Source organism: Sphingomonas sp. BRN-1R, from assembly GCF_057748035.1.
On record NZ_CM173236.1, the window covers coordinates 1,307,060 to 1,320,972 of the forward strand.

The 13,913-nt window shown below is 67.3% G+C and carries 13 protein-coding genes; 6 read left to right on the forward strand and 7 right to left on the reverse strand.

The genetic code is table 11. The features are described from left to right. Positions 1 to 325 precede the first annotated feature (325 nt). Positions 326 to 2,479: a putative bifunctional diguanylate cyclase/phosphodiesterase gene (locus AC3ANX_RS05920; protein ID WP_488336088.1), complete on the reverse strand. Its 2,154-nt coding sequence runs from the start codon at positions 2,477 to 2,479 to the stop codon at positions 326 to 328. Between the two features lie 240 nt (positions 2,480 to 2,719). Between AC3ANX_RS05920 and AC3ANX_RS05925 the strand changes: the two genes are divergently transcribed. The 3 genes from AC3ANX_RS05925 (at position 2,720) to AC3ANX_RS05935 (ending at position 5,654) form a co-directional block, all read left to right on the forward strand. Then, entirely contained in the window at positions 2,720 to 4,237 is a 1,518-nt protein-coding gene (locus AC3ANX_RS05925; protein ID WP_488336089.1) for a fumarate hydratase, read from the forward strand. Between the two features lie 105 nt (positions 4,238 to 4,342). Continuing rightward, positions 4,343 to 4,627, forward strand: coding sequence for a GIY-YIG nuclease family protein (locus tag AC3ANX_RS05930; protein ID WP_488336090.1), 285 nt, complete (start codon positions 4,343 to 4,345; stop codon positions 4,625 to 4,627). Between the two features lie 109 nt (positions 4,628 to 4,736). Next, a complete protein-coding gene (locus AC3ANX_RS05935; protein ID WP_488336091.1) occupies positions 4,737 to 5,654 on the forward strand; it encodes an EamA family transporter in 918 nt (305 codons plus the stop codon). Between the two features lie 114 nt (positions 5,655 to 5,768). Here AC3ANX_RS05935 and AC3ANX_RS05940 read toward each other — a convergent pair whose 3' ends face one another. After that, positions 5,769 to 6,026 carry a GCG_CRPN prefix-to-repeats domain-containing protein gene (locus AC3ANX_RS05940; protein ID WP_488336092.1) on the reverse strand — a complete coding sequence of 86 codons (258 nt, stop codon included), beginning with the start codon at positions 6,024 to 6,026 and terminating at the stop codon, positions 5,769 to 5,771. A 94-nt stretch (positions 6,027 to 6,120) separates the two neighbouring features. Continuing rightward, positions 6,121 to 6,690: a DUF3617 domain-containing protein gene (locus AC3ANX_RS05945; RefSeq protein WP_488336093.1), complete on the reverse strand. Its 570-nt coding sequence runs from the start codon at positions 6,688 to 6,690 to the stop codon at positions 6,121 to 6,123. Between the two features lie 95 nt (positions 6,691 to 6,785). On the opposite strand from AC3ANX_RS05945, the gene uvrB reads away from it, so the two are divergent. Next, entirely contained in the window at positions 6,786 to 8,996 is a 2,211-nt protein-coding gene (uvrB, locus tag AC3ANX_RS05950) for an excinuclease ABC subunit UvrB (RefSeq protein ID WP_488336094.1), read from the forward strand. A gap of 14 nt (positions 8,997 to 9,010) precedes the next feature. Here the strand turns inward: uvrB and AC3ANX_RS05955 are convergent, their stop codons facing one another. Further along, entirely contained in the window at positions 9,011 to 9,613 is a 603-nt protein-coding gene (locus AC3ANX_RS05955; RefSeq protein WP_488336095.1) for a DedA family protein, read from the reverse strand. Positions 9,614 to 9,699: 86 nt separating this feature from the next. Here AC3ANX_RS05955 and AC3ANX_RS05960 point away from each other — a divergent pair, with 86 nt between their 5' ends. Next, positions 9,700 to 10,911 (forward strand): CaiB/BaiF CoA transferase family protein, encoded by a 1,212-nt coding sequence (locus AC3ANX_RS05960; RefSeq protein WP_488336096.1) that lies wholly within the window; start codon positions 9,700 to 9,702, stop codon positions 10,909 to 10,911. A gap of 8 nt (positions 10,912 to 10,919) precedes the next feature. Here AC3ANX_RS05960 and AC3ANX_RS05965 read toward each other — a convergent pair whose 3' ends face one another. Next, positions 10,920 to 11,888 carry an alpha/beta hydrolase gene (locus AC3ANX_RS05965; RefSeq protein ID WP_488336097.1) on the reverse strand — a complete coding sequence of 323 codons (969 nt, stop codon included), beginning with the start codon at positions 11,886 to 11,888 and terminating at the stop codon, positions 10,920 to 10,922. Between the two features lie 137 nt (positions 11,889 to 12,025). On the opposite strand from AC3ANX_RS05965, the gene AC3ANX_RS05970 reads away from it, so the two are divergent. Further along, on the forward strand, positions 12,026 to 12,676 hold the full coding sequence (locus AC3ANX_RS05970) for a DUF6250 domain-containing protein (protein ID WP_488336098.1): 651 nt from the start codon (positions 12,026 to 12,028) through the stop codon (positions 12,674 to 12,676). 27 nt (positions 12,677 to 12,703) lie between these two features. On the opposite strand, the gene AC3ANX_RS05975 is transcribed toward AC3ANX_RS05970, so the two are convergent. Both AC3ANX_RS05975 and kdsA read right to left on the reverse strand, forming a co-directional pair. Then, entirely contained in the window at positions 12,704 to 13,018 is a 315-nt protein-coding gene (locus tag AC3ANX_RS05975; protein ID WP_488336099.1) for a hypothetical protein, read from the reverse strand. A gap of 2 nt (positions 13,019 to 13,020) precedes the next feature. Next, the gene (gene kdsA, locus AC3ANX_RS05980; RefSeq protein WP_488336100.1) at positions 13,021 to 13,878 is read right to left on the reverse strand and encodes a 3-deoxy-8-phosphooctulonate synthase; all 858 of its coding nucleotides are present in this window, start codon (positions 13,876 to 13,878) and stop codon (positions 13,021 to 13,023) included. Positions 13,879 to 13,913: the final 35 nt, after the last annotated feature.

The following is a 13,913-nucleotide window of genomic DNA, read 5'->3' on the forward strand; positions in this document are numbered from 1 at the left end:
CGCCGAAAGGCACCTGCGCAATATGGGGTCGGTTCGTTCGTTCTACCAGTTCTGGGGCTCGCCCGTGAACCTTACCCCTACAGATTGTGCCTTATCGTCGCGGTTCGCAAGACGGTAAATGACACATCAGCGACTCCGTTCGTCGCAGTTTCGATGCGGCGGACGGCACACGGGAGTACGGCAGGAAGCGCGACGCGTGGACTTGCGCGGGCTTCGCGAAACGCAAGAGCCAGACCCCGCAATCCACAGAAATTTCTTTGCGCCGCGCCATCGCGCCGGCATCGACTCGTTGGTGGGCGGAAGCGCCGGCGGTCGCCGCGCGCCGTTATCCGGCCTTGCGCAGCGGCTGCGTCACGGGCGTGGCATTGAGCCGTTCCATGTTGAACGGTTGCGCGAACTCGAGCCCCGCGCGACCCTCCGCGGCCCAGCGCAGCGTGGCGGGGAACATCTCGTCTTCGATCAGCTCGATCATCACCGCCATGCCCGCCGCATCGCCGTCGATCTCGATGCCGTCGATCATCGCGCCGCTTGGCGACATGTTGCGGATGCGGACCTCGCCGATTTCCTCACCGACGCGGATCTGCGCGGTGCGGATCATCGCATGGCGCACCGGACGGCTCTTGCGATGGCCCGAGGCGAGCGCCTTGCCGCCTTCCGCAAGCTGGACCCGGACTTCCGCCGCGCGCGCCGCCTTGCCATAGACCCAGCCCTGGATGTGGCTGCACCCGAGATCGCGGATCAGGTCGATCTCGTCATGCGTTTCGACGCCTTCCGCCGTCGTCTCCATGCCGAGCGCGTCGGCGAGCGTGACGATCGCGCGGATGATCGCGGCGTTGCGGTTGCCCGCGATCGCCGCGCCGCGCACGAAGCTCTGGTCGATCTTGATCTTGTCGAACGGCGCCTTCTTCAGATAGCCGAGCGAGGAATAGCCGGTGCCGAAATCGTCGAGCGCCAGCCGCACGCCGAGACCTTTGAGCGTCTTGAACATCTGTTCGGACGAGGCGGTCTCATCGAGGAACACGCCCTCGGTGATCTCCAGTTCGAGCCGGCCGGGCGCGATGCCCGATTTCGCCAGCGCGGAGGTGACGACGGCGGGCAACCCCGGATTGGCGAACTGGATCGGCGAGACGTTGACCGCGACGCGCACGTCGCCCGGCCAAGCGGCCGCCTCCATGCAGGCGGTGCGCAGCACCCATTCGCCGATCGCCTCGATCAGCCCGCAATCTTCCGCCACCGGCACGAACTCGGCCGGGCTGATCGGCCCGCGAGTCGGGTGGTCCCAGCGGACCAGCGCCTCATAGCCGACGATCCGCTCGCTCGCGGTGCTGACGACCGGCTGGTAGGCGACGTGGAACTGGCTTGCGGCAAGCGCATGGCGCAGATCGTCTTCGATCTGCTTGCGGCTGCGCGCGCCGTCGAGCATCGCGGGCTTGAAGAAGCGATGGATGCCGCGCCCGTCGCCCTTGGCGCCGTACAGCGCGAGATCGGCGTTGCGCACCAAGGTTTCCGCGTCGGTGCCGTCCTCGGGCGCGAGCGCGATGCCGATCGAGCAGCCGATCGAGATCGAGGAACCGTCGATCGAATAGGGCTGCGACAGCGATTCGATGACGACCCGCGCGATCGTGCTCAGCGTGTCGCGATCGGTCTCTCCGGGCAGCACCACCTGGAACTCGTCGCCGCCAAGCCGCCCGACCAGCCCGTTGTCGCCGATCGCGCGCACCAGCCGCTGCGCCACCTGCTTGAGCAGCGCGTCGCCGGTCTGGTGGCCGAGCGTATCGTTGACCGCCTTGAACCGATCGAGATCGAGCAGGAACAGGCCGGTGCCGCGCGCCCCGCTCGCCTGCGCGAGCGTCTGGTCGAGCCACTGCTTCATGCGCTGCCGATTGGCGAGCCCGGTGAGACTGTCGAACAGCGCGAGCCGCGCGATCTCGGCCTCGGCGCGGCGGCGCTCGGTCAGGTCGCTGCCGTTGCCGATGAAGCCGAGGAACGTGCCATCGGCATCGGCGATCGGCCGCCCCGTCATCGACCACCAGCGATCGAGCTTGCCCGGAACGGCAGGTCGCACCGAGTAGTTGGAGAATGCGGTGCGCGAGGCGAGGTGGAAGGCGATCGTGCGCTCGGTCTCGGCGGCGCTCGCATCGACGCGGAACAATGCGGTGAGCGGCGCGCCGATGGCACGCGCATGCGGGCTGTCGAGTTCGGCTGCGACCTTGGTGGACAGATAGGTGACATTGCCTTCGCCGTCGGTCTGCCAGAACCAGCCGGTGCCCTGTTCCTCGAATTCGCGCACCAGCCGCACCGCGATCCGTTCGGTGCCGCCGGGGTCGGCTGCGGCGACGGGGCGGGTGCCGCGCCCGGTCAGGAACAGCAGCGCCGCGCTGCTCGCGACCAACGCGAGCGCGGCCACCGCGATCCCCCACGCGCGGCTCTCCACCGTCAGCGCGATCGCCGCCGCGATGCACAGGCAAAGTGCTGCCATACGAATGCGGCTGAACGGTGCGACCATGTGGGGCACACTAGCCGCCGATCCTTGCCAATTGCTTGCGAGACGCTGCCGAAACGACCGTACCGGATGAAAAACCGTGGTGAGCGGCGTGTTTACCAGTTCCGCCGATCGTCACCGAGCAGCCGCAGACCGTAGATGTCGGCCCAGGTCTTTCCCTCGGCGCGGCAACTGGTCTAGTGCGCCCTTCTGTACCTTGTCTTTCAGCGAGCAGCCATGACCACCATCATCCGCGAAGCCGACCTGATCGAGAGCGTTGCCGATGCGCTCCAGTTCATCTCTTACTATCACCCGATGGACTATATCCGCGCGCTCGGCGACGCGTACGAGGCGGAGCAGGGCCCGGCGGCGAAGGATGCGATCGCGCAGATCCTCACCAATTCGCGGATGTGCGCGGAGGGGCACCGGCCGATCTGCCAGGACACCGGAATCGTCAACGTCTTCGTGAAATGGGGCATGGAGTGCCAGTTCGACGACACCTCGCGCTCGCTCCAGCAGATCGTCGACGAGGGCGTGCGGCTGGCGTATCTCAACCCGGAGAACAAGCTGCGCGCCTCGGTGCTGGCCGATCCGGCCTTCACGCGCCGCAACACCAAGGACAACACGCCGTGCGTGCTGCACGTCGAGATGGTGCCGGGCGCGAAGGTGTCGGTCGACGTCGCGGCCAAGGGCGGCGGCAGCGAGAACAAATCGAAGTTCAAGATGATGAACCCGAGCGATTCGATCGTCGACTGGGTGCTGGAGATGCTGCCGCAGATGGGCGCGGGCTGGTGCCCGCCCGGCATGCTCGGCATCGGCATCGGCGGGACGGCGGAGCATTGCGTGCTGCTGGCGAAGCAGGCGCTGATGGAGCCGATCGACATGGGGCCGCTGAAAGCACGCGGGCCGAAAACGGACATCGAGCGGCTGCGCATCGAGATCTTCGACAAGATCAACGCGCTCGGCATCGGCGCGCAGGGGCTGGGCGGGTTGTCGACCATCCTCGACGTCAAGATCCTCGACGCGCCGTGCCACGCGGCGGGCAAGCCGGTCGCGATGATCCCGAACTGCGCTGCGACGCGCCATGCGCATTTCACGCTTGACGGTTCGGGGCCTGCGTTCCTCGAGACGCCCAAGCTCGACGAATGGCCAAAGGTCGACTGGAAGCCCGACGCCGCCGCGATCCGCGTCGATCTCGACACGCTGACGCCCGAAGATGTGAAGGGCTGGAAGCAGGGCGACCGGCTGCTCCTCAACGGCAAGATGCTGACCGGCCGCGACGCCGCGCACAAGCGCATCAAGGACATGCTCGATGCGGGCGAGGAACTGCCGGTCGATTTCCGGGGCCGCGTGATCTACTATGTCGGCCCGGTCGATCCGGTCGGCGAAGAAGTGGTCGGTCCGGCAGGCCCCACCACCGCGACGCGGATGGACAAGTTCACCCGCATGATGCTCGAACAGGGCCTGCTCGCGATGGTCGGCAAGGCCGAGCGTGGGCCGGCCGCGACGCAGGCGATCGCCGAGCATGAGAGCGCCTATCTGATGGCGGTCGGCGGTGCGGCGTATCTGGTGGCGCGCGCGATCAAGGGTTCGAAAGTGGTGGGCTTCGCCGATCTCGGCATGGAGGCGATCTACGAGTTCGAAGTGCAGGACTTCCCCGTGACGGTGGCGGTCGATTCGAGTGGCGCCAACGTCCACCAGCTCGCGCCGCTCGTGTGGAAGGAGAAGATCGCGCAGGAGAAGCTGCTGGCTTAACCCGATACCGTCGCCCCGGCGCAGGCCGGGGCCACCGGGTAATTTGGCGAGCGGTTCGCACCAAACATAGCGGCCCCGGCCTGCGCCGGGACGACGGGAGGGGGCGTGGGCGGTTACACCTACATCATGACGAACAAACCGCTCGGCGTGCTGTACGTCGGCGTCACCTCCGACATTGCGCGCATCCAGGCGCACCGCGAGGGACGCGGGTCGGCGTTCGCGAAGAAATGGGATTGCCGCCGCCTCGTATTGATCGAACTTCACGACCGGATCGAGGATGCGATCCTGCGCGAGAAGCGGCTGAAAGACTGGAATCGCTCGTGGAAATGCCGCCTGATCGCCGAAGCCAATCCGAACTGGGACGATCTGTGGGAAACCATCAACCAATAGCCGTCGCCCCGGCGCAGGCCGGGGCCGTTGGGTTATGTACGAGCGGCTCGCCAGATTACGCAGCGGCCCCGGCCTGCGCCGGGGCGACGTGCTTGTGGGTTCTGACGCCATGATCGCCTCCATCTGGCTCCCCGCCACGCTGGCGGCGGGGGCGATGCAGGCGTGGCGCACCGCCGTACAGCGCCGCGCCGCGCGCGATCTGTCGATCAACGCGGCGGGGCTGGTGCGCTATCTCTACGGGCTGCCGTTCGCGGTGGCGATGCTCGTCGGCTATCATGCGATTCTCGCGCCGGGGGCGTGGCCGGCTCTTGGGCATCAGTTCTGGCTGTTCTGCCTCCTCGGCGGGTTCGGCCAGATCGTCGCGACCAACCTGCTGCTGATGGCGTTCGGAGAGCGCAACTTCGTCGTCGGCACCGCGTACTCGAAGACCGAGGCGGTACAGGCGGCGATCTTCTCGGCGGTGCTGCTCCACGATCATCTCAGCCTGCTCACCTGGGCAGGGGTCGCGCTCGGCGTGGTCGGGGTGATGGTGCTGGCGACCGGCGGGCGGCGGATGGGCCCGCTTGCGCTGATGCGGTCGCTCGGCGATCGGGCGGCGCGTTACGGCATCGCGTCGGGCACGGTGTTCGCGCTCGCGGTGATCGCGATCCGGCGCACCACGTTCGAGGTTGCCACGCCCGACCATATCCTCGCCGCGCTGGTGACCCTGGTCGCGACCGTCGTCGTGCAGACCGTGATGCAGGGCGGCTACGTCCTGTTGCGCGAGCCCGCCGAGATGGTGCGCGTCTTCCGGAGCTGGCGCGTGTCGGGGCAGGTCGGGCTGCTGTCCTCGGTCGGCTCGGCATGCTGGTTCACCGGCTTCGCGAGCGCGCCGGTCGCGCTGGTGCGGATCGTCGGCCAGGTCGAGGTCGCCTTCACGATGGGCTTCGCGCATTTCTACCTCGGCGAACGCATGGCCCGTAGCGAGGTGGCGGGGCTGCTGATCGTCGCGGTCGGCGTGGTGCTCGCGCTGGCGGGCGCACGCTGAGCCTGCACTCGAGCGGGGAAGGGCGACACGCAACTGCCCTTCGAAACGCGTCCGGCGCCGCGCGGTGCCCCCGCGCGACGCCGGATCAGGTCTTCAGGCCGAAGATGGCCCGGCTTACCGGTAGCGCCAGCCGCCGTGCCAACGGTCGCGATGGTGCCAGTAGCGATGGCCGTCCCAATAGCCGCGGCCCTCGTAGTAGCGATCGACCACGAGCCCGCCGGGCGCAACCACGACCGGCCCGCCGCGATTGGGGCGGCAATGGCCGTACGGCCCACGATGGCCGCCGGGGCCGCAGCCCTCACGCGCTTCAGCGGCGGACGCCGCCGACAGCGCGACACCGATCGCGAGCGTCGCGGTAAGAAGTTTACGCATACAACCTCCTTTTGAAACAGGAGGCCATAAAACGCGCATCTCCGGGTGTCGTTCCGGCTCCGTAGCGCTTTGCGCCGCTCGCTTCATCGCATTGCTAGCGCTTCGGCTTGGCGCCGTCCTCGTCGCCGCGACAGGCACCGGTTCGCTTTGCGTCGATGGAGATCGTCATCTTCTGCGCAGCCGCAGGCCCCTGCGCCTCCACGGTCGAATGCATGTCGAAATGGTAGCTGTCGGGCGCGTAGTTGCCGATCATGGTCGCCTTCATCGTGCCGACCGCTTCCTTGCAGACCATCGCCGCGTCGATCTTGCCGCCCGACATCTTGAAATGGTCGTAGCTGCAATGATTGTCCTTGGAGCCGGTGAAGAAGCCACGGTTGGCCTTCACGTCCTCGGGCGTGACGCAGCTCGTGAAGGGGTGGGGCTCGCTCATCCGCGCGGTCATCTGCTGCTGCACCTCGGGCGGCAGGCCGTTCAGCTGCATGTCGTGCATGGTCATCGTGCCTTCCCACCGACCGGGCTTGACGAGCGCCTTGTCCCCGGTCGCGGCGGCGACCTTCTGCTGCACCTCGGCGGCGGTGGCGTTGGTCGCCGTTACGGTCGGCTGGCTGGACGGCCCGCAGGCGGCGAGCGGCAGAAGGGCGGCGGCGGTAATGAACAGGCGCATGAACGCATTCCCCAGGCAAGGACTGTGACAGATTGTTGAGCGCGACCGTTCCCGCTTTGTTGCGGCTGGGCGCTCTACAACCCATATTGCCGCTTATGGCAATCCAGATTCGCACGACCTTGGACGAACCCGAAACCGGGCAGAGCTTCATCCCGCACCGCCCCGCGCGGCCGCCCAAGGCGGAAGGGGGGCGGCCGTTCAAGCTCGTCTCCGACTATACCGCCGCCGGCGACCAGCCTGCCGCGATCGCCGAACTCGTCGCGCAGACGGAAAGCGGCGAGCGCGATCAGGTGCTGCTCGGCGTGACCGGATCGGGCAAGACCTTCACCATGGCCAAGGTGATCGAGGCGGTGCAGCGCCCCGCGCTCATCCTCGCCCCCAACAAGATCCTCGCCGCGCAGCTCTATGGCGAGATGAAGTCGTTCTTTCCGGACAATGCGGTCGAATATTTCGTCAGCTATTACGATTACTATCAACCTGAAGCATATGTCGCGCGATCGGACACGTACATCGAGAAGGAAAGCTCGACCAACGAGGCGATCGACCGGATGCGCCATTCCGCCACCCGCTCGCTGCTCGAACGCGACGACGTCATCATCGTCGCTTCGGTGTCGTGCCTGTACGGCATCGGCTCGGTCGAGACCTATTCGGCGATGATCTTCGATCTCAAGAAGGGCCAGGTGGTCGATCAGCGCGAGATCGTCCGCAAGCTGGTCGCGCTGCAATACAAGCGCAACGACGCCGCCTTTGGGCGCGGCAACTTCCGCGTGAAGGGCGACACGCTCGAAATCTTCCCGTCGCACTACGAGGATACCGCGTGGCGCATCTCGTTCTTCGGCGACGATATCGAGGAGATCACCGAGTTCGACCCGCTCACCGGCAAGAAGGTGGCGAGCCTCAATTCGATCCGCATCTACGCCAATTCGCACTACGTCACGCCCGGGCCGACGCTCAAGCAGGCGACCGAGGCGATCAAGCACGAGCTGGCCGAGCGCCTCAAGGAGCTGATCCCCGAGGGCAAATTGCTCGAAGCGCAGCGGCTGGAGCAGCGCACCAATTTCGACCTCGAGATGATCGCCGCGACCGGCTCGTGCGCCGGCATCGAGAATTACTCGCGCTTCCTCACCGGTCGTCTGCCCGGCGAGCCGCCGCCCACCTTGTTCGAATATCTGCCCGATAATGCCTTGCTGTTCATCGACGAGAGCCACCAGACGATCGGCCAGATCAACGGCATGTCGCGCGGCGATCACCGCCGGAAGATGACGCTTGCCGAATATGGCTTCCGTTTGCCCTCGGCGATCGACAACCGGCCGTTGCGCTTCAACGAATGGGACGCGATGCGCCCGCAGACCACCTATGTCTCGGCGACGCCGGGCACGTGGGAGATGGAGCAGACCGGCGGCGTGTTCACCGAGCAGGTGATCCGCCCAACTGGCCTGATCGACCCGCCGATCGAGATCAAACCGGTCGAGGATCAGGTGCAGGATTGCATCAACGAAGCCCGCAAGACCGCAGGCCTCGGCTATCGCACGCTCGTCACCACGCTGACCAAGCGGATGGCGGAGGATTTGACCGAGTTCATGCACGAGGCGGGTCTGAAGGTCCGCTACATGCACTCCGACGTCGAGACGCTCGAGCGTATCGAGCTGATCCGCGACCTGCGGCTCGGCGTGTACGACGTGCTGGTCGGCATCAACCTGCTGCGCGAGGGGCTCGACATTCCCGAATGCGGGCTGGTGACGATCCTCGATGCCGACAAGGAAGGCTTCCTGCGTTCGGAAACCTCGCTGATCCAGACGATCGGCCGCGCCGCCCGCAACGTCGAGGGCCGGGTGATCCTCTATGCCGACCGCATGACCGGCAGTATGGAGCGCGCGATCAACGAGACCGATCGCCGCCGCGAAAAGCAGCGCGCGTACAATCTCGAGAACGGCATCACGCCGATGACGATCAAGCGCAACATCGGCGACATCATCCAGGACGTGTCGAACCGCGACGGCGTGACGGTCGAGATCGACGAGGACCGCCCGCACATGGTCGGCCACAACCTGCGCGCCTATATCGAGGAGCTGGAGAAGAAGATGCGCACCGCCGCCGCCGACCTCGAGTTCGAGGAGGCCGGCCGCTTGCGCGACGAGATCCGTTCGCTGGAGGCGGAGGAACTTGGGTTGCCGGGTGCCGAACGGCCGGTCGCGCCGATCATGGGGCGGAGTAACGAAGGCAAACCGGGGACGCGCAAGACTCGGTATGGCAAGAGCCAGAAGATGCGGGGCGGGTTGCCGGGGGCGAGTCGAAGGGCGCGGTAGGTGACGCGCGGGGCCTAATCTCCGCGCGGCTTCCACGTCACCACGCGCCACAGGTACGCCAGCGCCACCGCGACCATGATCGCCACGCTCGCCGGGCCGAACCACGTTTCCAACACGCGGAAGCGTGCGCCGAGATACCAGCCCGCCCAGGCGAGCAGCGTGTTCCAGATCGCCGCACCCGCCGTCGTCCACACCAGGAACTTCCAGCGCGGCATGCGCGCCATGCCGGCGGGCAGCGAGACGATCGTGCGGAACGCGGGCATGAAGCGGAACACGAACACCACCCATTCGCCGTGGCGCTGGAAGAAGGCGTGGATGCGCTCGACATCGCGCCATTCGATCGTCAGCCAGCGGCCCCAGCGCTCGACCACGGGCCTGAGCGGCGCGACGCCGAAGTGGCGGCCGAGCGCATACCACGCGTAATTGCCGGCGGTGGTGCCGAGCGTGCCCGACACGATCAGCGGCACCATCGCCATCTTGCCCCGCGCGACCGCGATGCCGCCGAGCCCCATGATGACCTCGGACGGGATTGGCGGAAAGATGTTCTCCAGCGCCATCAGCAGGAAGATGCCGAGATAGCCGCTGCGCGCGATGAACTGGACGATGAAGTCTGTCATACCCTGCGCAACGCGGGACTCGCGCGACCGGGTGCGACATGCGGCGCCTCTCCCCGACGCCGGCGTGGCTGTGCTAGGCGGTGATGATGACTGATCCGCAGCCCCCTTGGCCCGGCCCGCTCGCGGGCGTCACCGTGCTCGATTTCTCGCGCGTGCTCGCCGGTCCGGCCGCATCGATGGCGCTGGCCGATCTCGGCGCGACGATCATCAAGGTCGAGCCGCCCGGCACCGGCGACGACACCCGCAGCTTCCCGCCGCTGCGCGACGACGTAAGCCATTATTTCCTCGCCTATAATCGCGGCAAGCGCAGCATCGTCATCGACCTCAAAACCGAGGAGGGCGTCACGCTCGCCAAGGCGCTCGCGGCGAAGTCCGACATCCTCATCGAGAACTACCGTCCCGGCGTGATGGATCGGCTCGGGCTTGGCTATGATGTGCTCGCGGCGATCAACCCCGGGCTGATCTATTGCGCGATCTCGGGCTTCGGAATGACCGGGCCGCTCGCCGACAAGCCTTCGTTCGATATCGTCACGCAGGCGCTGTCGGGCGCGCTCAGCATCAACGGCGAGCCCGGTGCGATGCCGAGCCGGCTTGGGCTGCCGATGGGCGATCTGGTCGGCGGGATCAACGGGCCGATCGCGATTCTCGCCGCGCTGCACGAACGCCACGCCACCGGCCGGGGGCGGCTGATCGATATCAGCCTGCTTGACGGGCTGGTCGGGATGCTCGGCTATCTCGCGCAACTCGCCTTCTTCACCGGGGAAGACCCGAGCCCGCAAGGCTCGCAACACCCCAACCTCGTTCCCTATGGCGCGTTTCCGGCGCATGATGGGTCGATCATCATCGCCTGCCTTACCAATGCTTTTTGGGCACGGATCTGCACGGCGCTCGGCCGGCCCGAGCTGGCGATCGACACGCGCTACGACACGGCCGAGCGGCGGCGCGATGCGCGGGCTGAGGTCAACGCGCTGATCGGCGACTTCACCGCGCGGCACAGCGTCGCCGAGCTGGCCGAGCTGTTCACGCTGCATCAGGTGCCGCACGCGCCGATTCTCGGCATCGCCGAGGCGCTCGCGCAGCCGCAGGCGGTCGCGCGCGAGATGGTGGTGGAGGTCGAGCATCGCACGCTTGGGAGCATTCCGATCGTCAACCGGCCGTTCCGGTTTCCCGGCGAAGCGATGGCGCCGCCCCACGCGCCGCCCGATCTCGGCGAGCATACCGATGCGATCCTGCGCGATGTGCTCGACATGGATGTGGAAGAGATCGCGCGGCTGCGCGCGGGCGGCATCGTCGCGTAACCGGAGGCTCAGCCCGGCCAGCCGTGATCGCGCGTGAAGCCGAGGAACGCGCCCATCCAGTCGATCGCCGTGCCGTCCTTATGCGCGGCGGGCGGGCCGTGGCCGCCATGTTCGTACACGGTCAGCGCGGCGGGCACCTTGGCGGCGTGGAGCGCCTCGTACATCAGCACGCTGTTGCGCATCGGCACGACCGGATCGTCGCCGTTGCAGGCTACCCAGGTCGGCGGCATGTCGGCGGGCAGGTCGAGCTGCACGGAAAAGCGGCGCTGCCACTCGGCATCGCCCGCATGCGCACCGAGTAACTCGCGGCGCGATTGCGCGTGAACACCATCATCGAGCATGGTGATGACCGGAAAGAACAGCCCCGCCGCCACCGGCCGTGCCGGCAGCCGGTCCGCGGCATCCATGGGCGCATACACCGCCTGCGCCGAGCGTGTGGCGAGGTGCGCGGCGAGGTGACCGCCGGCGGAAAAGCCGGTGACGGCGACCCGCGCCGGATCGATCGTCCAGCGCGTGCCCGCGCCCGCGCGGATCACCCGCATCGCGCGCTGCGCATCCTGAAGCGGTGCGTCGGGGCCAGCCGCCCAGCCGTCGTGGGGCAAGCGGTAGAGCAGTTCGAACGCGGTGATGCCGCGCCGCGCGAAGTCGCGCGCGATGCCGCTGCCCAGCCGCCCGACCGCGACGCGCGCATAGCCGCCGCCCGGGCAAATCAGCACCGCCGCGCCGCCCGGCCGCGCGGGCTTGACCACCGTCAGCATCGGCGTGGCGACGTGCGGCCAGGCGATATCCTCAGGGTCGGGTTTGGTGGCGGATCGCTGCACCCATTGATCAGCGACGGTCAGGCCCTCGCCACCCGGCGGTGCCTTGGGCCAAAGCGGGAAGCGCTCGACGGTGAGCCCTGCGTCGTCGGCGGCACTTAGCGGCATCGGCAGCAGCCCCGCCATCGCGCCGGCCAGCACCATGCGCCGGCTCGTCATGCCATGTGACCCATCATGCATCCTCCGCGGTCGTTGTCCGCAGAGTGCCGGATCGTAGCGGCAGGTGCAACAACAACCATATCGTGGAATATCGTGTCACAATGCGTTAAGCAGCCAGCGGACTTGAGGAGGATGGCATGAGAGCATTGCACGCCGGGCTCGCGCTTGCTGCGGTAATCGCGCCGGTCACCGGGCAGGCGAAGCTCGCCGACTGGACGATCGAAGCCGAATCGCCCGCCAAGGTGAGCGAGCGGCACGGCATCATCGATATCGACACGCCCAAGGGCCTCACCTTGTGGTGGCGCAAGCCGCTCACGTCGCCGGTGGTGATCGCGTTCGACGCGATGATGGTCGATGCCAGCGGGCCGAACGACAAGGTGAGCGATCTCAACGCCTTCTGGATGGCGCGCGAGGTCGGCGGCGCGTCGGTGCTGGCGCATCCGCGCAGCGGCGCGTTCGCGGCGTATGACGATCTCGAAACCTATTACGTCGGCATCGGCGGCAACCGCAACACGACCACGCGCTTCCGCCGCTACATCGGCCGCCCCGGGGACCGCCCGCTACGCCCCGAGGACGACCGGCGCGGGGCAGGGGACATGCTGCGCGCCAATGTGTGGACGCACATCCGCCTGATCGCGGACGGCAAGACGATCGCGGTCGAACGCGACGGCGCGCGGCTGTTCACGCTGGCCGACGATCAGCCCTACACCAGCGGCCATTTCGGCCTGCGCACGACATGGAGCCATGTGCGGGTGCGAAACGTGACGTTCTCGCGGCCGCACCGGTGATCCCCGTTCGCGTCTGACGGCGATGCGTTATAGCCCGCGCCTGCGCGTCACCACGGCTGCCAGTACGACGGAAGCCACGATCGCGACCACCGTCTCGGACAGCGAGTGCGCGTTCCAGTCCCACACCTCCAGCCCCGCATAGCCGGGCATGTTGGCGCGGCGGCCGCCGCCGAACTGTTCGATCCACTGGTATTCGCGCTGCGTGATCTCGCGCATGATGCACACCGCCGCCGCGGCGAAACAGCCGAGCCAGAGCGATGCCTTGGTGGACGCGCCGAGTCGCCGGCCGAGCGCCCAACAGGCGAGTTGTATGCCGATCGAGACGGGGACGTGCGCGAACATGCTCAGCCGCCGAGCGTGGCTTCCTCGAACGGCGCGCTTTTCACCACCGCGTCGATCGCCAGCAGCCGTTCGAGCAGCGGCTCGAGCCGGTCGAGCGGCCAGCTATTCGGGCCGTCCGACAGGGCATTGGCGGGATCGGGATGCGTCTCCATGAACAGGCCGGAGATGCCCGCCGCGACGGCGGCGCGCGCCAGCACCGGCACATGCTCGCGCTGCCCGCCCGAGGTGGTGCCCTGACCGCCCGGCAACTGCACCGAATGGGTGGCGTCATACACCACCGGGCAGCCGGTCGCGCGCATGATCGCCAGCCCGCGCATGTCCGATACGAGATTGTTGTAGCCGAAGCTCGCGCCACGCTCGCACACGGTGAAGGCGTCGGTCGGCACCCCAGCCGCTTCGGCGGCGGCGCGCGCCTTGGCGACGACGTGGACCATGTCGCCGGGAGCGAGGAACTGCGCCTTCTTGATGTTGACCGGCTTTCCGCACGCCGCCACCGCCGCGATGAAGTCGCTCTGCCGCGCGAGGAAGGCGGGGGTCTGAAGCATGTCGACCACTTGTGCGACGGCGCGCACCTGCGTCTCGTCATGCACGTCGGTCAGCACCGGCATGCCGGTTTCCGCGCGCACTTTTTCGAGGATGCGCAGACCCTCGTCGATGCCGGGTCCACGGAACGAGGTGCCCGAACTGCGGTTCGCCTTGTCGAACGAGCTTTTGTAGATCAGCAGCACGCCGAGCCGATCGGCGATCGCGCGCAGCCGCGTCGCGGTGGCCAGTGCGAAGGATTCGCTCTCGATCACGCACGGGCCGGCGATGAAGAACATCTGCCGATCCGGACCGATTTCCGTGTCACACAGACGCATTTTCACCCCTTCGCACTTGCAATATCGAGAGCTCC

Excerpts from the sequence above, each read along its gene's own strand:
- AC3ANX_RS05920 (WP_488336088.1), bottom strand. The coding sequence starts at position 2,479 with ATGGCAGCACTTTGCCTGTGCATCGCGGCGGCGATCGCGCTGACGGTG.
- AC3ANX_RS05925 (WP_488336089.1), top strand. The coding sequence starts at position 2,720 with ATGACCACCATCATCCGCGAAGCCGACCTGATCGAGAGCGTTGCCGAT.
- AC3ANX_RS05935 (WP_488336091.1), top strand. The coding sequence starts at position 4,737 with ATGATCGCCTCCATCTGGCTCCCCGCCACGCTGGCGGCGGGGGCGATG.
- AC3ANX_RS05940 (WP_488336092.1), bottom strand. The coding sequence starts at position 6,026 with ATGCGTAAACTTCTTACCGCGACGCTCGCGATCGGTGTCGCGCTGTCG.
- AC3ANX_RS05945 (WP_488336093.1), bottom strand. The coding sequence starts at position 6,690 with ATGCGCCTGTTCATTACCGCCGCCGCCCTTCTGCCGCTCGCCGCCTGC.
- uvrB (WP_488336094.1), top strand. The coding sequence starts at position 6,786 with ATGGCAATCCAGATTCGCACGACCTTGGACGAACCCGAAACCGGGCAG.
- AC3ANX_RS05955 (WP_488336095.1), bottom strand. The coding sequence starts at position 9,613 with ATGACAGACTTCATCGTCCAGTTCATCGCGCGCAGCGGCTATCTCGGC.
- AC3ANX_RS05960 (WP_488336096.1), top strand. The coding sequence starts at position 9,700 with ATGACTGATCCGCAGCCCCCTTGGCCCGGCCCGCTCGCGGGCGTCACC.
- AC3ANX_RS05965 (WP_488336097.1), bottom strand. The coding sequence starts at position 11,888 with ATGACGAGCCGGCGCATGGTGCTGGCCGGCGCGATGGCGGGGCTGCTG.
- AC3ANX_RS05970 (WP_488336098.1), top strand. The coding sequence starts at position 12,026 with ATGAGAGCATTGCACGCCGGGCTCGCGCTTGCTGCGGTAATCGCGCCG.
- AC3ANX_RS05975 (WP_488336099.1), bottom strand. The coding sequence starts at position 13,018 with ATGTTCGCGCACGTCCCCGTCTCGATCGGCATACAACTCGCCTGTTGG.
- kdsA (WP_488336100.1), bottom strand. The coding sequence starts at position 13,878 with ATGCGTCTGTGTGACACGGAAATCGGTCCGGATCGGCAGATGTTCTTC.